Origin of the sequence: Brevundimonas sp. G8, from assembly GCF_902506205.1 — a bacterium.
GTDB lineage: Bacteria > Pseudomonadota > Alphaproteobacteria > Caulobacterales > Caulobacteraceae > Brevundimonas.
Genome location: NZ_LR732816.1, coordinates 1,120,280 through 1,138,594 on the forward strand (window position 1 = coordinate 1,120,280; position 18,315 = coordinate 1,138,594).

At 68.7% G+C, this 18,315-nt stretch carries 17 protein-coding genes; 9 read left to right on the forward strand and 8 right to left on the reverse strand.

What is annotated here, in order from left to right:
* The first annotated feature begins 37 nt into the window (after positions 1-37).
* Positions 38-1,267 (forward strand): TIGR03862 family flavoprotein, encoded by a 1,230-nt coding sequence (locus tag CHRYSEO8AT_RS05535; protein WP_159847409.1) that lies wholly within the window; start codon positions 38-40, stop codon positions 1,265-1,267.
* 37 nt (positions 1,268-1,304) lie between these two features.
* Complete coding sequence (locus CHRYSEO8AT_RS05540) at positions 1,305-2,951, forward strand: M28 family metallopeptidase (RefSeq protein ID WP_159847412.1); 1,647 nt, start codon at positions 1,305-1,307, stop codon at positions 2,949-2,951.
* Here the strand turns inward: CHRYSEO8AT_RS05540 and CHRYSEO8AT_RS05545 are convergent.
* Entirely contained in the window at positions 2,948-5,269 is a 2,322-nt protein-coding gene (locus CHRYSEO8AT_RS05545; protein WP_159847415.1) for a PAS domain-containing sensor histidine kinase, read from the reverse strand. The two genes, CHRYSEO8AT_RS05540 and CHRYSEO8AT_RS05545, sit on opposite strands and share 4 nt — an antisense overlap.
* Positions 5,270-5,399: 130 nt before the next feature.
* Here CHRYSEO8AT_RS05545 and CHRYSEO8AT_RS05550 point away from each other — a divergent pair, with 130 nt between their 5' ends.
* Positions 5,400-5,798 (forward strand): metallopeptidase family protein, encoded by a 399-nt coding sequence (locus tag CHRYSEO8AT_RS05550; protein ID WP_159847418.1) that lies wholly within the window; start codon positions 5,400-5,402, stop codon positions 5,796-5,798.
* Positions 5,799-5,802: 4 nt separating this feature from the next.
* Here the strand turns inward: CHRYSEO8AT_RS05550 and CHRYSEO8AT_RS05555 are convergent, their stop codons facing one another.
* Positions 5,803-6,498 carry a MarC family protein gene (locus CHRYSEO8AT_RS05555; protein ID WP_159847421.1) on the reverse strand — a complete coding sequence of 232 codons (696 nt, stop codon included), beginning with the start codon at positions 6,496-6,498 and terminating at the stop codon, positions 5,803-5,805.
* Between the two features lie 85 nt (positions 6,499-6,583).
* Here CHRYSEO8AT_RS05555 and pyrF point away from each other — a divergent pair, with 85 nt between their 5' ends.
* Positions 6,584-7,315 (forward strand): orotidine-5'-phosphate decarboxylase, encoded by a 732-nt coding sequence (pyrF, locus tag CHRYSEO8AT_RS05560; protein WP_159847424.1) that lies wholly within the window; start codon positions 6,584-6,586, stop codon positions 7,313-7,315.
* A gap of 49 nt (positions 7,316-7,364) precedes the next feature.
* On the opposite strand, the gene CHRYSEO8AT_RS05565 is transcribed toward pyrF, so the two are convergent.
* Complete coding sequence (locus CHRYSEO8AT_RS05565; RefSeq protein WP_159847427.1) at positions 7,365-8,534, reverse strand: hypothetical protein; 1,170 nt, start codon at positions 8,532-8,534, stop codon at positions 7,365-7,367.
* Positions 8,535-8,632: 98 nt separating this feature from the next.
* A complete protein-coding gene (locus CHRYSEO8AT_RS05570) occupies positions 8,633-8,890 on the reverse strand; it encodes a DUF1674 domain-containing protein (protein WP_159847430.1) in 258 nt (85 codons plus the stop codon).
* A 96-nt stretch (positions 8,891-8,986) separates the two neighbouring features.
* Here CHRYSEO8AT_RS05570 and htpX point away from each other — a divergent pair, with 96 nt between their 5' ends.
* Positions 8,987-9,961 (forward strand): zinc metalloprotease HtpX, encoded by a 975-nt coding sequence (htpX, locus tag CHRYSEO8AT_RS05575; protein ID WP_159847433.1) that lies wholly within the window; start codon positions 8,987-8,989, stop codon positions 9,959-9,961.
* A 95-nt stretch (positions 9,962-10,056) separates the two neighbouring features.
* Complete coding sequence (locus CHRYSEO8AT_RS05580) at positions 10,057-11,664, forward strand: M20/M25/M40 family metallo-hydrolase (protein WP_159847436.1); 1,608 nt, start codon at positions 10,057-10,059, stop codon at positions 11,662-11,664.
* Between the two features lie 171 nt (positions 11,665-11,835).
* On the opposite strand, the gene CHRYSEO8AT_RS05585 is transcribed toward CHRYSEO8AT_RS05580, so the two are convergent.
* Entirely contained in the window at positions 11,836-13,011 is a 1,176-nt protein-coding gene (locus tag CHRYSEO8AT_RS05585) for an acetyl-CoA C-acetyltransferase (protein ID WP_159847439.1), read from the reverse strand.
* Between the two features lie 160 nt (positions 13,012-13,171).
* Here CHRYSEO8AT_RS05585 and CHRYSEO8AT_RS05590 point away from each other — a divergent pair, with 160 nt between their 5' ends.
* The 3 genes from CHRYSEO8AT_RS05590 (at position 13,172) to CHRYSEO8AT_RS05600 (ending at position 14,963) form a co-directional block, all read left to right on the forward strand.
* A complete protein-coding gene (locus CHRYSEO8AT_RS05590) occupies positions 13,172-13,888 on the forward strand; it encodes a hemolysin III family protein (RefSeq protein WP_159847443.1) in 717 nt (238 codons plus the stop codon).
* 101 nt (positions 13,889-13,989) lie between these two features.
* Positions 13,990-14,613, forward strand: coding sequence for a polyhydroxyalkanoate synthesis repressor PhaR (gene phaR, locus CHRYSEO8AT_RS05595; RefSeq protein WP_236547437.1), 624 nt, complete (start codon positions 13,990-13,992; stop codon positions 14,611-14,613).
* Positions 14,610-14,963, forward strand: a complete 354-nt coding sequence (locus CHRYSEO8AT_RS05600) for a hypothetical protein (protein ID WP_159847449.1) — start codon at positions 14,610-14,612, stop codon at positions 14,961-14,963. Before phaR ends, CHRYSEO8AT_RS05600 begins: the two co-directional genes overlap by 4 nt.
* Positions 14,964-15,163: 200 nt before the next feature.
* Here the strand turns inward: CHRYSEO8AT_RS05600 and CHRYSEO8AT_RS05605 are convergent, their stop codons facing one another.
* The 3 genes from CHRYSEO8AT_RS05605 to CHRYSEO8AT_RS05615 form a co-directional block, all read right to left on the reverse strand.
* Positions 15,164-15,589, reverse strand: a complete 426-nt coding sequence (locus CHRYSEO8AT_RS05605) for a hypothetical protein (protein ID WP_159847452.1) — start codon at positions 15,587-15,589, stop codon at positions 15,164-15,166.
* 85 nt (positions 15,590-15,674) lie between these two features.
* Positions 15,675-16,589, reverse strand: coding sequence for a hydroxymethylglutaryl-CoA lyase (locus CHRYSEO8AT_RS05610; RefSeq protein WP_159847455.1), 915 nt, complete (start codon positions 16,587-16,589; stop codon positions 15,675-15,677).
* Positions 16,589-18,274 carry a glycosyltransferase family 39 protein gene (locus CHRYSEO8AT_RS05615; protein WP_159847476.1) on the reverse strand — a complete coding sequence of 562 codons (1,686 nt, stop codon included), beginning with the start codon at positions 18,272-18,274 and terminating at the stop codon, positions 16,589-16,591. The genes CHRYSEO8AT_RS05610 and CHRYSEO8AT_RS05615 overlap by 1 nt, the downstream gene beginning before the upstream one ends.
* Positions 18,275-18,315: the final 41 nt, after the last annotated feature.

Sequence of the window (18,315 nt, forward strand, 5' to 3'; positions counted from 1 at the left end):
TATAGCCAGCGCCGCCGCAAGCGCGCAAAGCGACGCCATGCAACAGTCCCCTCGCCCGATGCCCTCCCGAACCGTCCATGTGATCGGCGCCGGTCCCGCCGGACTGATGGCCGCTGAGCGGCTGGCGCAGGCGGGGGCGACCGTGGTGGTGCACGAGCGGATGCCGTCCGTCGCCCGCAAGCTGTTGATGGCCGGACGGGGCGGACTGAACCTGACCCATTCGGAACCGCTGGACCGGTTCGCCACCCGTTATGGCGCTGCCCAACCCACAGCCGCCGCCTGGATCGACCGGTTCACGCCTACCGACCTGACCGCCTGGGTCGAGGCCCTGGGACAGGAGACCTTCGTCGGGTCCAGCGGCCGGGTATTTCCCAAGGCGATGAAGGCCTCGCCCCTCGTGCGGGCCTGGCTCGCGCGGCTGGAGGGATTGGGCGTCGAGATCCGCACCCGGTCGCGCTGGACCGGCTGGCGCGACGGGGCGCTGGCGTTCGAGACGCCGGAAGGCGAACGACTGGAGCGACCGGACGCCGTGGTTCTGGCCCTGGGCGGCGCCAGCTGGCCGCGTCTGGGTTCGGATGGGGCCTGGACGCCTTGGATCAAGGAGGCTGGAACCGAAGTCACGCCGTTCCGGCCCGCGAACGTCGGGTTCGACGTCGCCTGGTCTAGGCTGTTGCGCGACCGGTTCGCCGGCCAGCCGCTGAAGGGCGTCGCCGTCACCCATGGCGACAGGACGGCGCGCGGCGAGGCGATGATCGCCCGCTACGGCATCGAAGGCGGCGCTGTCTACGCCCTGTCGGCCGTCCTGCGTGAGGCGGTCGAGGCGGAGGGAACGGCGCAGATTCGCATCGACCTGAAGCCCGACGTGGCGACCGGGCGGCTGACAGAACGTCTGTCCCAGCCGCGCGGCAAGGCCAGCCTGTCGAACCATCTGCGCAAGGTGGTTGGGCTCGATCCCGCCGCCGTCGCCCTGCTGTACGAAGCCGGCCCCCTGCCCGCCTCGCCCCGCGCCATTGCCGAACGAATCAAGGCCATGCCGCTGACCCTGACGGGCGTGCAGGGGCTGGAGCGGGCGATTTCCTCGGCGGGCGGCGTGGCGCTGGACGGCCTGGACGAACGGCTGATGCTGGTCGCGCGGCCGGGCGTCTTCGTCGCCGGAGAGATGCTGGACTGGGAGGCGCCGACCGGCGGTTATCTGCTTCAGGCCAGCTTCGCGTCAGGGGTGGTGGCGGCGTCCGGCGTCATCGACTGGCTCGACAGCCGCGACTGAGGAAGGCAGGGTCGCCCGGTTCGATTAGGAGTTTCCGATGCGCCGCACCCTGCCCACCGTTTCAGTCCTGGCTCTGATGATGGCCTGTTCCCCCGCCCTGGCGCAGGAGGCGTCGCCGAACATCGACGCCGCGCGGATGAACGAATCGGTGCGGGTCCTAGCGTCGGATGAGTTCGAAGGCCGCGCCCCCGCCTCGCCGGGAGAGGAGAAGACCGTCGCCTGGCTGGTCGAACAGTTCCGTGCTGCAGGCGCCGAGGGCGGTGGACCGGACGGCGCCTTCGTCCAGGTCGCCCATCTGTCGCGCACGCGCCAGGACGGCCCCGCGACCGTCGCCGCGACGGTCGCCGGCAGGACGATCAGCCTGGAGCGCGGTCCCGACGTGCTGGTGTCCAGCGACCGCCCGACCGACCACATCACCGTGACCGACGCGCCCGTCGTCTTCGTCGGCTATGGCGCGACCGCGCCGGAACGCCAGTGGAACGATTTCAAGGACGTGGATGTGCGCGGCAAGGTCATCGTCGTCCTGGTCAACGATCCCGATTTCCAGGCACCCGAGGGCGATCCGGTCGCCGGCAAGTTCGACGGCAATGCGATGACCTTCTATGGCCGCTGGACCTACAAGTTCCAGGAGGCGGGCCGTCGCGGCGCGGCGGGCGTGCTGGTGGTGCATGAGACGGACGGCGCCGGCTATGGCTGGTCCACGCTGCAGAATTCGTCGGCCGCGCCAAAGTTCGACATCGTACGCGCCGATCCCGACGCCGAGCGCGCGCCCTTCCAGGGCTGGATCCAGCGGGCCAAGGCCGAAGAGTTGTTCACCGCCGCCGGCCTGGACTTTGCCGCCCTGAAGGACAGCGCCCGCAGCGCGGACTTCAAGCCCGTGATCCTGCCCGGCGTGACCATGAGCGTGGACTTCGGCCAGATCGCCGACAAGGTGGAGACCAAGAACGTCATCGCTCGCATTCCCGGCGCCGAACGCCCGGACGAGACCGTCATGTACGGCGCCCACTGGGACGGCTACGGCGTCGGCACGCCGAACGCTCAGGGCGACAAGATCTATAACGCCGCCGTGGACAATGCGACCGGGGTCGCGGCCCTGCTGGAACTGGCCCACACCTTCGCCGACGGTCCGCGTCCGAAACGGTCGGTCGTCTTCGCCGCCTGGTCGGGCGAGGAGGCGGGCCTGCTGGGCTCGACCTACTACGCCGCCAATCCTGTCTGGCCGCTGGAGACAACGGTCGCCAACATCAACGTCGACAGCCTGCTGCCCGGCGTCGAAATCGACCCCAACGTCGTCGTCATCGGCAAGGGCAAGAACCAGCTGGACGACGTCCTGGCGCGCCACGCAACCCAGGCCGGCCGAACCCTGATCGCCGATCCGGCGCCCCAGGCCGGGGGCTTCTATCGCTCCGACCACTTCCCCCTGGCCCTGCGCGGCGTGCCGGCTCTGTTCCCGGCGGCGGGCTTCACCGGCGCCAGCGCGGCCAGCCGAGACTATGTCCAGAACCGATATCATCAGCCTACAGACGAATGGGATGCGACCTGGAAAATGGACGCCGCTGCCGCCGACGTGGCCCTGATCTACGCCGTCGGCCGTGAGCTGGCCGACAGCGACCAATGGCCGGAATGGAACGCAGGCGCCGAGTTCGGCCCGGCGCGCGATACGTCGAAAGCGTCGCGACGCTAGAGTTCCAGCTGAAGCTCGGGCGCGGCGGCGGTGGTCGCGGCGCCCAGCGGCAGGTGCAGGATGAAGGCGGCGCCCTTGCCCGGCTCGCTCTCGACCTCGGCCCACCCGCCGTGCAGTTCGACCAGGGCCTTGACCAGGGCCAGGCCCACGCCGGGGCCGCCCCGTTCGCGCCGCACGAAGCGGTCGAAGACGTGGGCCTGCAGGTGATAGGGGATGCCTCGCCCCGTGTCGGAAACGGTCAGGCGGATTTCGGACGGGCCGGTCTCGGCCTTCAGCTCAACCGCGCCGCCCTCGGACACGGCGCGGGCGGCGTTTTCCAGCAGATGATCCAGAGCCTGGCCGATGCGGTGCTCGTCCGCGCGGATCGGCTTGAGGTCGCTGGGACAGGCGATGGTCAGGGTCGCGCCGCGTCCCTCGACCCGCGCACGGACCTTTTCCGCCGCCTGGATCAGCAGGTCGCTGACGCGCATGTCGCCCAGCGACAGCTCCATCTCGCCGGCGTCGATCTGGGCCATGTCCAGCACGTCGTCGATCGAGCGCGCCAACTGGCTGGCGGCGATGCGGATGGCGCCGGCGTGCTGGCGGCTGCGCTCGGGCAGGTCGCCCATGGTCTCCAACAGTTCGGAATAGCCGACGATGGTGGTCAGGGGTGTGCGCAGCTCATAGGAGACGCTGCCGACGAACTCGCGCTTCAGCGCCTGGCTTTCGGCCAGGGCCTGTTCGCGCTGAACCAGGGCCTGTTCCAGACCGCGCCGGGCGGTCACGTCCGAGAAGGCGACCAGGGTCGCGCCGTCCGGCAGCGGCCGGGTCTGCCAGGCGGCGACGCGTCCATCGACGGTGCGGCCCTCGCCTGAGATCGCCACGCGGCTTTCGGGATCGGGATCGGCGACGCGCGCCTTCAGCCCCAGCCACAAGGCGGGATCGGGCAGCACCGCCTTGCACAGTTCGGCCAGGGCGTCGAAATCCGACGCCGCCGCGATCCGGTCGACCGACAGGTTCCAGAAGGTCTCGAACGCCTCGTTGTGCAGCCTCAGCCGCCCGTCCGAGCCGAACACGGCGACCGCGTCGTTCAGCTTGTCCAGCGTCGCGCGCTGGACCTGAATCTGGGCGTTGAACCGGCTGCGCAGCTTCAGCTCGTCAGTGATGTCCGAGAAGATCAGCAATATGCCGCCCAGCGGATGCGGCTGGCGCACGACACGCAGGGTGCGCCCGTCCGGCAGGGACCAGCTGTCGTCGGGCGAGGCCTCCGACGCGCCGTAGAACTCTAGCTCACGCGCCTTCCAGCCGGCATAGTCCACGACTTCGGGCAGGCTGCGACGCTGGCGCAGCCGGTCCAGCAGTTCGGCATGGGTCGGGCGTTCGTCCAGCCAGGCCGCGTCGATGTCGAACAGGGTCTGGAAGGCGGTATTGTGGAAGGCCAGCCGCTTCTGCGGGCCGAAAATGGCGACAGCGTCAGCCAGGTGGTTCAGCGTCTCGTCATGGGCTTCGACGTGGCGGCGCAGGGTGTCGCGCGTCTCTTCCGCCTCGGTCACCTCGATGGCGAAGGCGGTGACGGCGCCGCCGCCCGCCGGTTCGGCGATGATGCGCCAGGCGCGGCGCGCCCCCCCGCCGGTCGTCCAGCGGAAGCCCTCCTGTCGCACGCCCAGCCGCGCGGCCTCGGCGACCAAGGCGTCGGCCCCACGGTCGAAAGACAGGCCTTCATCGATGGCGGCTTCGATGGTTTCGGCGTTGATCTCGGCCAGCCAGGCGCGGTTGGCCCAGGCCAGTTTGCCGGTCCCGTCCACGACCCAGGTCGGCATGGGCGAGGCGTCGCCCAGCATGGCCAACCCGCTCTCGGTCGCATCGGCGCCGGTCAGGGTGAAGCGCGACGCGGGCGACAGCCGCAGCCAGGCCGAACCGCCCGCGACCCGCCCCTCGATCCGCCACGGCTCGACGTCGTCCAGCGCGACCAGACCTTCGAACGCCTGGCCCGACTGCACCAGGGCCTCGATCAGGGCGTCGTGGGTGATCTTGAGCTTGGCCAGGACGGCGGCGCCGACCTCGTCGCTGTCGCCCGCCAGGCGCGCGATCAGTTCGGCCGAGCCGATGGGCGCGCCGGCCGCCTGACCCTCCGGCGTCAGGGCCAGGCTGACGTCGTCGAAGGCGCGCAGCATGGCGTCGTGGCGGCTGAGGTCCGCCAAAGCCTCGACCCGCTCGCGTTCGGCCTGGACCGCCGTCTCGTTCAGCCGTCCACGCAGCAGCAAGGCCCAGGCGCTGACGGCCATGGCCAGTCCGGCTGCGCCCGCTGTGGCGACATAGGCGATGTCGGCCTCGGCCATTCGTGTCCCTGGAGAAAGGTCTGCGCCCCGATTCGGTAACCATACCCCAAGCGCGCGAAAAAGCGGCAGTCTCGTGATCGCGTCATCGCGCCCCGTTGCGGCGGAGCCTCGGGGCGGCGATATCGCAGTCATGACCGACGCGATCGCCCCCTCCCTCGACGACTTCGCCAGGCTGGCGCAAGAGGCGTTCGACGCCCTGCCGGGGCCTTTCAAACAGGCGGCGGGCGAGGTGGTCATCCGCATCGACGACTTCGCCGACGAGGCGACGCTGGCGGAGATGGAGATCGAGGATCCGTTCGAGCTGACGGGCCTGTATCACGGCGTGGACATCGGCCGGCGCGACAGCCTGGGGCCGGCGGCCGAGCCGTCGCGCGTCTTCCTCTATCGCCGCCCGATCCTGGACGAATGGTGCGAGCGCGGCGACGTGGGGATCGGCGAACTGATCGCCCACGTCCTGATCCACGAGATCGGCCACCACCTGGGCCTGACCGATGACGACATCCACGTCATTGAGGACGACGAGGACTGAAGCCCTATTTCACCGCCGGATAGGGCGTGGTCACCGCGCCGGAGATCATGCCTGGGATGGCCTCGCCCAGGCCCAGCAGGATGAACTGGATCGCCAGGGCGCACAGGATCAGCCCCAGCACCTTGACGATGATGGCCATGCCCACTTCGCCCAGCAGACGACTGAGCGACCCGGTCAGGGCGAAACAGACGAAGGACACGGCGCAGGCGGCCGAAATGGCGACCAGCGAGCCCATGGTGCCGGCATAGCCCAGCTTGGCCGCCTCGCCCGCCTGGATGATGACCGCCGAAATGGCGCCGGGGCCGATCATCAGCGGAATGGCGAAGGGCACGACCAGGCGCTGGAAACGGCGGCGGGCATAGCCGCGCACGTCCTTGGAGTCGGCAAGCGCGTCCTTGTCGGCGAACATGGCCAAAAAGTCGCCGCGCGCCATGTCCAGCCCCAGGAACAGCAGCAGAATGCCCCCGGCGATGCGGAACGCCGCCAGCGAAATTCCGAAGAACTGCAGCAGGCCCAGGCCCGTGAACAGGAAGAAGGCCAGGAAGACGGCGGCGAAGGCGCAGATCAGGGCCGACACCGAAATCCGCTGACGCAGCGTCGCCCCGGCCGTGGCGGCGGCGAAGATCGGCAGATTGCCGATCGGGTCCAGCAGGGCGAACAGGGTCACGAACAGGTTGACACCCAAATCGACTGCGTTCATCGCCTGCCCTCGCCCTCAATCAGTCACGCCGCATGCCGACGCGCCCCCACAGGTCCCGGCATAGCCGCTAAGCGCGAGTCCGTCGATGACCCAGACCCATACCGCATCGCCCAATCGCCTGCCTGACGAACGGATCATCTGCGCCCTGGACGTGCCGACGACCGCTGAGGCCGCCGCCTTGGTCGCGCGGATCGGGGATGCGGTCGGCTTCTACAAGATCGGGCTTCAGCTGTTCGCGGTCGGCGGCATGGACCTGGCGCGCGAGTTGAAGGCGCAAGGGAGCAAGATCTTTCTGGACTGGAAGCTGCACGACATCGGCGCGACGGTGGAGAAGGCGACGGCCAATCTGGCGAGCGCCGACTGCGACCTGCTGACCGTCCATGCGCGGCCGCAGGTGATGGCGGCGGCGGCGCGGGGCGCGGCGGGATCGACCATGAAGGTGCTGGGCGTCACCGTCTTGACCAGCCTGACGGCCGAGGATCTGGCCGCCGACGACCACAGCCTGTCGCCGGCCGACCTGGTCGAGCGACGCGTGCGCCAGGCGCTGGACGCCGGCATCGACGGCGTCGTCTCCAGCCCGCACGAGGCGGCGCGCGCGCGGGCCTTGGCCATCGCGGCGGGACGGCCGGATTTCCTCATCGTGACACCGGGCGTGCGGCCGGTCGGCGCGGCGCTGGACGACCAGGCGCGGGCGGCGACCCCGCAGGCGGCGCTTCAGGGGGGAGCCACCCATTTGGTCATCGGCCGGCCGATCACGGCGTCGGCCGACCCGCGCGCGGCGGCGCAAGAGATCGCACAGCAGATCGCCCTGATCTGAGACAGACCAGGGCGACCGTTTCGTCTTCGGTTGTCCTATCGCGAGGCGATCAGCCCCGCTCGCCCGGCTCCTGGGCATAGCCGTGGCGCGGCGGCGCGTGAGGCGCGGGCGCTTCCGGCGGCGGCAGGTCGCCGTAGTAGCCCGAAGGCGGCGGCGGAGGGGGCGGCGGCATGGTGTTCACCTCCGGCGGGGCCACATAGATCTGGGCCGGGGCGACGTTGACCGGTGCGGACTGCACATAGACCGGCGACTGATCGACATAGACCGGGCCGCCGGTCTCGATCTGCGGCGGCGCCATGTTGACCTGGCCGGGGGCGACCTGGATGCGTTGCGGGCCGATGTTGACCGGGGCCGACTGCACATAGACCGGGGCCTGATCGTAATAGACCGGACCGCCCGTTTCGATCTGCGGCGGGGCCAGGTTCACCTGCGACGCGGCGACCTGGACGCGCTGAGGCCCGATGTTGACCGGCGGCGCCTGCACGTAGATGGGCGGTTGCTCGATATAGGTGGGCGGTCCCATCTCGATCTGAGGCGGCGCGAAGTTCACCTGCGACGGCGCGACATAGATGCGCTGCGGCGCGACCTGCACCGGCGGCGCCTGGACATAGACCGGGGGCTGCTCGACGTAGTTCTGTTCGTACCGCTGCTCATAGCGCTGCTCGTAACGCACCGGCGGACGTGCGGGCGGGCGGCAGTTGCAGTCGACCGGGCGGCCCTGCTGATACGGACGCCAGCCGATGTAGTCGCGACCGAAACCATAGACGGGATAACCGACTGGGGCGCTGACCGGGGGACGACCGACCAGAACCGGGGCCGAGGTCACATAGCCGCCGCCGTATCCGCCGCCATAGTAGCCGTCCGAATAGCCGCCGCTGCCGACATAGGTCGTGCCGCCGCCGACGTAGCCGCGCTGGAAGCTGGACGAGCTGGAATAGGACCGGGCGTTGATCGCCGAATAGCTGGATGCGCCCGCATAGGCGTTCGCGTTCGCGTAGGCGCCGCCGTTCACGTTCACATTGACGTTGTGGTTGGCGTTGTAGTTGCCGCCGCCGTAATGGCCGCCGCCTCCACCGCAGCCACCGCCGCAGCCGCCGGGTTGACCGCCATGGCCGCCGCCATATCCGCCGCCGTGGCCTCCGGGACCTCCGGCGAGAGCGGGCGCCGCCGAAAGCAGCAGAGCCGCCGATGCGGCAGTGATTATCGACTGTATCGTCACGGGACAGACTCCTCTGAGTTGTCCCTGCACTGGCAAATCCGGCGCCTGTTTCTTAAGCCGTGGTTAACCCTTTTGCCCGCGCCGACTGGGCCAGAAGGTCAGAAATCGACCGCCAGCCCCTTCTTTTCCCAATCGCCGAAACGGGTCGGTTCGGGACCGGACGGGCCGCCGTATTCCGTGTACGCCTGAACCGCCTCTTGGCGCGCGCGACGATCGGCCGCCTCCTGAAGCGCACGGCGGGCGGCCTCGCTGAGGGGGCGTTCGGGCGTTGCGTGGGGCACGTCAGCGTTGAAGACGGGGGTCGCTGGAGCCGTTTCGGCGTCGTTGTCCGGGCCGGGGGTGGGATGTTCGGTCACAGGGCGGCTCCCTTGAGGCTTGATGCGCCTTCTCTCAAATAGAGGATCAAACCCGTGACGCCAGACTTAGCGGCCGGATCGGGGGACGGAACCGCGATGAACCATCTGAAGACCTTCATCCTGCTGGCCGCGCTGACCGCCCTCTTCATGGGAATCGGCTACCTTATCGGCGGCGCGACCGGCATGGCCATCGCCCTGCTGCTCGCGGGCGGGATGAACCTGTTCAGCTACTGGAACGCCGACAAGATCGTGCTGAAGATGTACCGCGCCCAACCGGTCGACGAGCAGCATCCCAACGCCGTGGTCAGGAATTATGTCGCCGACGTGCGCCAGATGGCCCGCGACGCCGGCCTGCCCCAACCCCAGGTCGCCATCATTCCCAACGACCAGCCCAACGCCTTCGCCACGGGCAGGAATCCCGAAAACGCCGCCGTCTGCGCCACCACCGGCCTGCTGGACATGCTGACCCGCGAGGAGGTGCGCGGGGTGATGGCGCACGAGTTGGCCCATGTGAAGAACCGCGACACCCTGATCATGACAGTGACGGCGACCATCGCCGGCGCGATCGCCGCCCTGGCCAACTTCGCCCTGTTCTTCGGCGGGGGTCAGGATCGCGAACGGCCGGGCGGCATCATCGGAACCCTGGCCCTGATGCTGCTGGCGCCCATGGCGGCCGGTCTGGTGCAGATGGCGATCAGCCGGGGTCGCGAATACGAGGCCGACCGCGTCGGCGCCGAAATCGCGGGCGACCCCCAGGCTTTGGCCTCGGCCCTGCAGAAGATCGACGCCTACGCCAAGCGGATCACCAATCAGACGGCCGAGCGCAATCCGGCTTCGGGCCAGATGTTCATCATCAATCCGCTGGCGGGTCGCGGGGCCGACAACCTGTTCTCGACCCACCCGGCGACGGCCAACCGCGTGCGGGCGCTGGTGGAGTTGGGCGCCAAGATGGGGATGCAGCCGCGCCCGCGAACGCCGGACCTGACTCAGCCTCGCCCCGCCGCCGGCTTCACCACCTCGACCACCGGCGTGCCCGCCACGCCGACGGAACCGCGCGGCCCCTGGGGCTGATCGTCGCGACGCAGGCCTTCTTTGCGATTTGCACTCCGTAGGCGGATCGCATCAGATGCGCTCCTGTTCAGCCATCGGTCTTTCTAGGGGAATCCATGCCGCGTCTGCTCGCCTTCGTATCCGCCGCCGCCCTTCTCGCCACGCCGGCCGCCGCACAGTCGGTCGACCGGGTCGCCGTCAACGGCATCATCGACCAGGGGCTGAACCACAGCCAGGTGATGCAGACCGCCGCCTATCTGACCGACCGGATCGGCGGGCGGATGACCAACTCGCCCCAGATGCGCGAGGCTGAGCGGTGGGCTCAGGCGCAGTTCACCGACTATGGCCTGTCCAATGTCCGGGCCGAAGGGTTCGAGTTCGGCCGGGGCTGGTCCATCATCCGCTCCAGCGCCCGCATGACTGCGCCTCGCCCGCTGGACCTGCGCGCCATTCCCGTCGCCTGGACGCCTTCGACCAACGGAACGATCAGCGGCGGCGTGATCGTGGCTCCGATCTCCAAGGTCGAGGATTTCGACAAATGGCGCGGCAAACTGTCGGGCAAGATCGTCATGCTTTCTCAGCCGGGCACGGGCTCGGAGCCGACCGAGCCGGCCTTCCGCCGCTGGACCAGCGCCGAACTGGCCGAGCGCAACACCTATAACCAGCCGCAGCATTCGCCAGCCGCCATCGAACGCTCGCTGAAGACCGTCAACTTCGCCAATGAACTGGACGCCTTCCTGGTCGAACAGGGCGCCCTGGCCTGGGTGCGGATTTCCCAGCGCGACGGCGGCCTGCTGCACGGCACGGGCTACACCTATCAGGTCGGCGCCACGCCGAAGCTGGCGGGGATGGAGCTGGCGGCCGAGGACTATCGCCGCCTGGCGCGCCTGGCCCTGACCGATGCGCCCCCGACGCTGGAGCTGAACAGCGAGGTCCGGTTCCACGACGAGGACGTCAAGGCCTACAACATCCTGGCCGACATCCCCGGTACAGCGCGCGGCAGCGAATACGTCATGGCCGGCGCCCACCTGGACAGCTGGGTCGCCTCGGACGGCGCGGTGGACAATGCGGCGGGCAGCGCGGTGGTCATGGAGGCGGCGCGCATCCTGAAAACCCTGAACGTGCGGCCCAAGCGCACCATCCGTTTCGCCCTGTGGAACGGCGAGGAACAGGGCATTCTGGGCTCGCTGGCCTACGTCGATCAGCACCTGGCGACCCGCGCGGCGTCGAACGACCCGGCCTTGGCGGGCCTGTCGAACAATCGCACCTGGCGCAGCCGCTGGCCCATCGAGCCGCGCGCGGGCTATCGCGACCTGGTCGCCTATTTCAATCTGGACAACGGCTCGGGCAAGATTCGCGGCATCAACGCCGAGGGCAATGTCGCCGCCGCCCCGATCTTCCAGGAATGGCTGGCGCCCTTCGCCAGCATGGGCGCGACTACGGTCTCGCTGCGCAACTCGGGCGGCACCGACCACGTCTATATGCAGACGGTGGGCGTGCCCGGTTATCAGTTCATCCAGGACCCGCTCGACTATTCCAGCCGCCTGCACCACACCAGCATCGACAGCTATGACCACCTGAAGGCCGAGGATCTGCGTCAGGCGGCCGTCATCCTGGCCAGCTTCCTGCTGAACGCCGCCAACCGCGACGAGCCCCTGCCGCGCATGCCGACGCCGACCCAGCCGACGCCGAGCGACCCGTTCGAATACCCGGCGGCGGACTGACTAACGCCTCCCTCTCCCGGTGGGAGAGGGCTTGAGCGCCCGAGAGCCGTCAGGCGATCGGCTTCGCGAAAGGGTGAGGGTTCGGTGGTGCGATCTGGCCCACCATCAGACCCTCATCCGACCGGGCTCCGCCCGGCCACCTTCTCCCAATGGGAGAAGGGACTTACAAAATTACGCCCGCTCCACACACATGGCCACGCCCATGCCGCCGCCGATGCACAGGGTGGCCAGGCCCTTCTTCGCGCCCGAACGCTTCATCTCGAACAGCAGCGTCGTCAGGATGCGTGCGCCCGAGGCGCCGATGGGGTGGCCGATGGCGATGGCGCCGCCGTTGACGTTGACCTTGGCCGGGTCGAGACCCAGTTCCTTGACCACGCACAGGCTCTGGGCGGCGAAGGCTTCGTTGGATTCGACCAGATCGAGATCAGCGACGCTCCAGCCCGCCTTCTCCAGCGCCTTCTTGGAGGCCGGGATCGGCCCCGTGCCCATGATCGACGGATCGACGCCGGCCGTCGCGTAGGAGGCGATGCGCGCCAGCGGCTCCAGCCCGCGCGCCTTGGCCTCGTCCGCACTCATCAGCACCAGGGCGGCGGCGCCGTCGTTCAGGCCGGACGCATTGGCGGCGGTGACGCTGCCGTCCTTGGCGAAGGCAGGCTTCAGCTTCTGCATCAGCTCAAGCGTCGCGCCGTGGCGGATGTATTCGTCCTTGTCGACCGTCACGTCGCCCTTGCGGCCGGGAATGACGACGGGAACGATCTCGTCGTCGAACTTGCCGGCGTTCTGGGCCGCCTCGGCCTTGTGCTGGCTGGCGAGACCGAATTCATCCTGGGCTTCGCGGCTGATCGCCCATTTGTCGGCGATGTTCTCGGCCGTCTGGCCCATGTGATAGCCGTTGAAGGCGTCCCACAGGCCGTCCTTGACCATGGTGTCGACCAGAGCGACGTCGCCCATCTTGTGTCCGTTGCGCAGGGCTTGCGCGTGCGGCGCCTGGCTCATGCTCTCCTGGCCACCCGCGACGACGATCTTGGCGTCGCCGAGCGCGATCTGTTGGGCGGCGATGGCGACCGCGCGCAGGCCAGAGCCGCAGATCTGGTTCAGGCTCCAGGCGGCGGCCTCCTTACGCACACCGGCGCCGATAGCGGCCTGGCGCGCTGGTCCCTGGCCGGCGGCGGCCTGAAGCACGTGACCCAGGATCACCTCGTCCACCTCGTCGCCCGAGACGCCGGCCCGCTCCAGCGCCGCCTTGATGGCGATCTCGCCCAGTTTCGAGGCAGGCAGGGAAGCCAACGCGCCCAGGAAAGAGCCGACCGGCGTGCGCGCGGCGGAAACGATGACGACGTCGGTCATGGGATTTCACTCTCTGGAGAATAGGTCTGCGTGGCCGTTTTGCCGCATCGCAGCGTGTTCGTCACCTGCGACGATAGGAACCCGGCCGGATTCAGCCATTCGTCACCCTGTCGGCGCATTGTCGCGGAACGATAGAAGCGATCCATGGATTGGAAGGGCTATGCTTCGTACGCTGAAACGTCTCGTCACCCACGTCTGCACGCCGGACGAGCTGGACATGATCGAGCACTATCCGACACGCGCCGAGAAACTGGCGGACCTGTGGGTCCATGTCGTCGGCCTGATGCTGGCGGCGGTCGGCGGGATCATCCTTGCGGGACTGGCGGGCGTCTATACCGGCATCGGCGGCGTCATGGCGACGGCCATCTACGCCCTGTGCCTGGTCGGCATGCTGACGGCCTCGACCATCTACAACTGGACCAACCCCTGCGCCGCGCGGCCTGTGCTGCGGCGGCTGGACGAGGCGGCCATCTTCTTGATGATCGCCGGCAGCTACACCCCCTTCACCACCCAACGGTTCGAGGGCCTGTGGGCCATCGGCTTCACCACCCTGATCTGGACCCTGGCCTTCATGGGCGCGGGCGTGAAGCTGTTCGCGCCGCGCATCTCGGACAAGTTCTGGAGCGGCGTCTATGTCGTCTTCGGCTGGCTGGCGGTCGCGGCCCTGAAGCCGATGGTCGAGACGGTGCATCCCGTCGCCCTGGCTCTGCTGGTCATCGGCGGCCTGATCTACACCGCCGGCGTCTTCGTCTTCGTCAGCCCGCGTGTGAAGTTCCGCCGCGCCATCTGGCATGGCTTCGTCGTCACGGGCGCGACCGTCCACTGGACGGCGGTGCTGGTCGGCGTCGTCCTGGCCCCGGCGATGAGCCACGGCTGATCCGTCCGCACACTTTCGCGGGGGGCGCGCATTGACGCCCCCTCTGGCGCTTCGCGGCGCAAGGGGGGATAGTGATGCGTTGCAACATCGCGAGAACAAGCGTGGCTGACGAAAAAACCAAGGGCGGAAACAAGAACGAGGCGAACGCGGTCGTCATCAAGAAGTATGCGAACCGCCGTCTCTACAATACACGGACCAGCGCCTATGTGACGCTGGAAGACCTGGCCGCCATGGTGCGCGAGGGGGTCGATTTCGTCGTCTATGACGCCAAGACCAACGACGACCTGACCCGCCAGATACTGACCCAGATCATCTTCGAGGAAGAGAGCCGCGGCGAGGCCCTTCTGCCCGTCCAGTTCCTGCGTCAGCTGATCGGCTTCTACGGCGGCTCGATGCAGGGGGTTCTGCCCTCCTATCTTGAGATGTCCCTGGCCAACTTCGGCCGCCAGCAGGAACAGTTCGCCAGCCAGGTCGGCCGCGCTTTCGGCGCCGGCTCGGGCGCGACCCTGATCGAGGAGACGGCCAAGGCGAACATGGCCATGTTCGAGCGGGCCATGCAGATGTTCCCGGCTTTCGGCTATCCGCGCGCCGAACCGGCGGCGACGCCCGAGACCAAGCCGGAGCCCACGTCTGAGGCGCCCGACGCTCTGGACGAAATGCGCCGCCAGATGGACGAGATGCGCCGCCAGATCGACAAGCTGGCGGGCGGCGCCAAGCCCAAATGACCGACCGGATCCAGGCTGTGGGCGGGCCGGAGCGCGTGGATCGTCGCGAAGGCGACCGCCGCGAACGCGAGCGGCGCGCCCAGTCGGCCTCGCGCGCTCTGGTGCCGGTCGATGCGCCCGAGATCGTCGAGCCCCAGCCTGCCCCGGCAAGAGCTGCCGTCCTCCCGGCGCCCGAGCCCGGCGCCGCCGCCTTCGTCGCCCAGCAGATGGGCCAGACCGGACAGAAGCGCGGCCTGCGCGGCGGCCCGCCGGTGCTGGACGCGGCGCGCTCCGCCTATCTCGGAGCCGAATATTCCGGCGCAGCCGAGCGTCGTCCGACGACGGGCAAGACGGCCAAGACCGACATCTGATCCGGCGGCACGGGGTTTGCTGGAGGCGCGGCATAACGCCTTCAGCCGGACCTGCCCATGCCCGCCGTCTTCGCCCTCGCCGCCAAATTCCTCGACGTCGCCGTGGTCGCCCTGATCTTCACGGCATTCTCTTAGGGCCTATCGCGCTTCGCGCTATTTGAGGCCCATTGTTCGTAAGGGCCTACTTGAGGCCGCGCGGCTCACGCTCCGCCGAAATCGAAATCCTTGCGGGACGCGATGATCGTCACGATGAAGCCGGCCAGCACGTCCAGCAGGATCATGATCACGATTAGAAAGAAGGTCGAGGTCGCAAAGCCCGGCAGCAGCAGGAACTCCACCAGCACGGCGATGAACAGGATCATCGACAGGGCGTGATTGATGATGGCGACCCGCTGGCTGGATGTGGACTTCACCAGCTCGAAGAACAGCAGGATCAGCCCCAGGAACAGGATCAGGTCGCCCGAACCGATGGTCCATTGCGCGCCCGAGGTCATGGTGATCGAGAACAGCGGATCGCGCAGCAGGGCGTCCGCCTGGACGATGGCGCCGCCGCCCGACCCGCCGAACAGCACCACGATATTGTAGAGCACCACGGGGATCAGCAGCAGCGGAATGGCGATCAGCATGGTCTGTCCTCTTCGCAGCCCGCCCGACGGCTACGCCTGTTCATCATGAATAACGCCGTTTGCGAATCGTCGCCACAGCAAGGCTTCAGCCCTTGGGGAACCCGCCCGCACGGCTAAGCGCCGACGGCGCCGGCCGTCCGATGGCCTCGCCGATCCAGCGCGCCGCAGCGATCAAAGCGTCCAGGTCATAGCCCGTCTCGAACCCGCCCCGCGTCAGCATATAGACTAGGTCCTCGGTGGCGATATTGCCCGTGGCGCCCGGCGCGAAGGGACAGCCGCCGATGCCGCCGACCGAGGCGTCCAGCACGTCGATCCCGGCCTCGACCCCTGCATAGGCGTTGGCCAGGCCGGTGTTGCGAGTGTCGTGGAAATGCAGGCGCAGGGTCGCGTCCGGCGCTACGGCTTTCGCCGCCTCGACCTTCTTCGTCACCGCCCAGGGATCGCCGGCGCCGATGGTGTCGGCCAGACCGATCTCGCCTACGCCCATCTCTGCGATGGCTCCAACCATGTCCGCGACCTGATCGACCGAGACCTCGCCGTCGAACGGACAGCCCCAGACGCACGAGATCATGGCCGACAGCGCCGGCGCGCCTTCGGACGCCTCCGCATTGTGCCGCCGGGCGACGATCTCGCCCAGCATGGTCAGCTGATCCTTCACCGCCAGTCCCTGATTCTTCAGGCCGAAGCCGTCGGTGGCGGCGACCGAGACATTGACCTCGTCCACCCCGGTCGCCAGCGCCCGGTCATAGCCCTTGCCGTTCAGAACCAGGCCGATGCGGCTGCGGCCCGCCTCATGCGGCAGGGCGGCCATGACCTCTTCGGCGCCGGCCATCTGCGGCACATATTTGGGATGGACGAAGGAGACGGCCTCGATCCGTTTCGCCCCAGCGCTTTCCAGCCGTCGCACCAGATCGGCGCGGACGGCGGGCTCCAGCACGGCCTTCTCGTTCTGCAGCCCGTCGCGTGGGCCGACCTCGACGATCTGGATGAAGCGGCCCATCACGAGCCTCCGGCGCCGGCGCCCGACCCGTTCCGGGGAGGCGGCGCATAAACGGTCAGGCTGACCTCGTCCCCGCCCGAATAGTTATAGCCGTTGACCACCCCGACCGCGCGGCCCGAGACGCCCAGCCGAGCCGCCGCCGCACGGAAGGCGTCGGCGTCGCGTCCCTCGACGATGGCGGGACGCCCCTCGGCCAGGGCCTGGGCTGCGCCTCGCGCGTCCGTCAGATCGGTGTCGCGCCCGGTCAGGAAGACGAAGCTGGGTTCATGGAAGCCGGTGATCGCTACCGGACCCGGCGTGCGACCCTGGCGCGGATGCAGGTCGGCCGCCTCCAGCGCCTTCTCAAGCTGAGGCGCGACGGCCAGGGGCCGCAGTTGGCGGATGGTGCCGGCCAGGGCCGCATGGGCCACGATGCCGAAGGCCAGCGAGGCGACCAGCGCCGCGACCGGCGCCCGGTTCAACAGCAGGAAGCCCCCCATCGCCCCCGCCGCCAGCGCCATGACCACCGTCAGCGCCGCCCAGGTCTGGGCCGTCGAGGTGCCATAGACCGTCAGCCCATAGACAGTGATGCCGATGACCAGCAGGGCCGCAAACGCCGCCAGGACCGCGCCGGTGATCCTCGACACCTTGCCGATCGGCTGGGCCAGGGCTGCTGCGGCCAGCAGAGCCAGCGCCCCAAAGGTCGGCAGGGTGTAGTGCCACAGCTTGGTCGGAGCCAGTTCGAACATCAGCCAGCCGGGAACCAGCCAGCAGACCAGGAACCGGATCGCCGGCTCGGCCCGCCGGCTCCACCCCGTCGACACGGCGGCGGGCAGCAGCAGGGTCGAGGGGAAGAACAGCAGGGGCGCCAGCAACAGGTACATGCCGGGGAAGCCCGAGTGGCTTTCGTGGGCGCCGGCGATCTTGGGTGCCAGGTCGCCGCCGATGGCCTCGCGCCAGAAGCCGCCATCGGTGGCGATGGTGATGGCGATAGCCCACGGCCCGACCATCAGGGCGACCAACGGCAGGCCCCAGCCCCAGCCGAGGCGATAGAGCCATTTGATGTTCCGATCCCAGATCGACAGGGCGATGATGGCCAGGGCCACGACCAGAAACCCGATCGGTCCCTTGATCAGGATCGACAACCCGATGCCGATCCAGAACAGCAGCTTGTGCGGTCGGATCGGCCGTTCACCGGCCTTGGTCGCCATATAGATGCGCGCCAGCGCCGCCATCGCGAGCGTAGTCGCTCCGCACAGCATGGCGTCGGTCTTGGCGATGCCCGCCTCGGTCGACAGCAGGAAGGTCGCCCCCATGATCGCTCCGCCGAAGAAGCCGACCCGACTGCCCAGCATGGCCGACCCGGCCCAGGCCACGGCCCAGGCCGCCAGCATGGCCCCCAGCAGGGACGGGATGCGATAGGGGGCGATCTCGCGGTTCTCGACATCCGAGGTCAGCCCGACGGCGACGGCCTGCATCCAGTAGATGCCGACCGGCTTCTTCCAGCGCGGCTCGTCCTGATAGCGGATGTCGACGTAGTCGCCGCTTTCCAGCATCTGGGACGTGGCCTGGGCGAACCGGCTCTCGTCTCGGTCCAGCGGCGGCAGCAGCAACAGGCCGGGCAAGCCCGCGATCAGCGTCAGCAGGGCCGCGAGGACCGGGCCGCGCCAGCCGGCGATGCGGCCATCCAGATCAAAAGTCTTCATTCCAGACTCCTTACACCGCGACCGCGCCGTCGTCAGCCGTC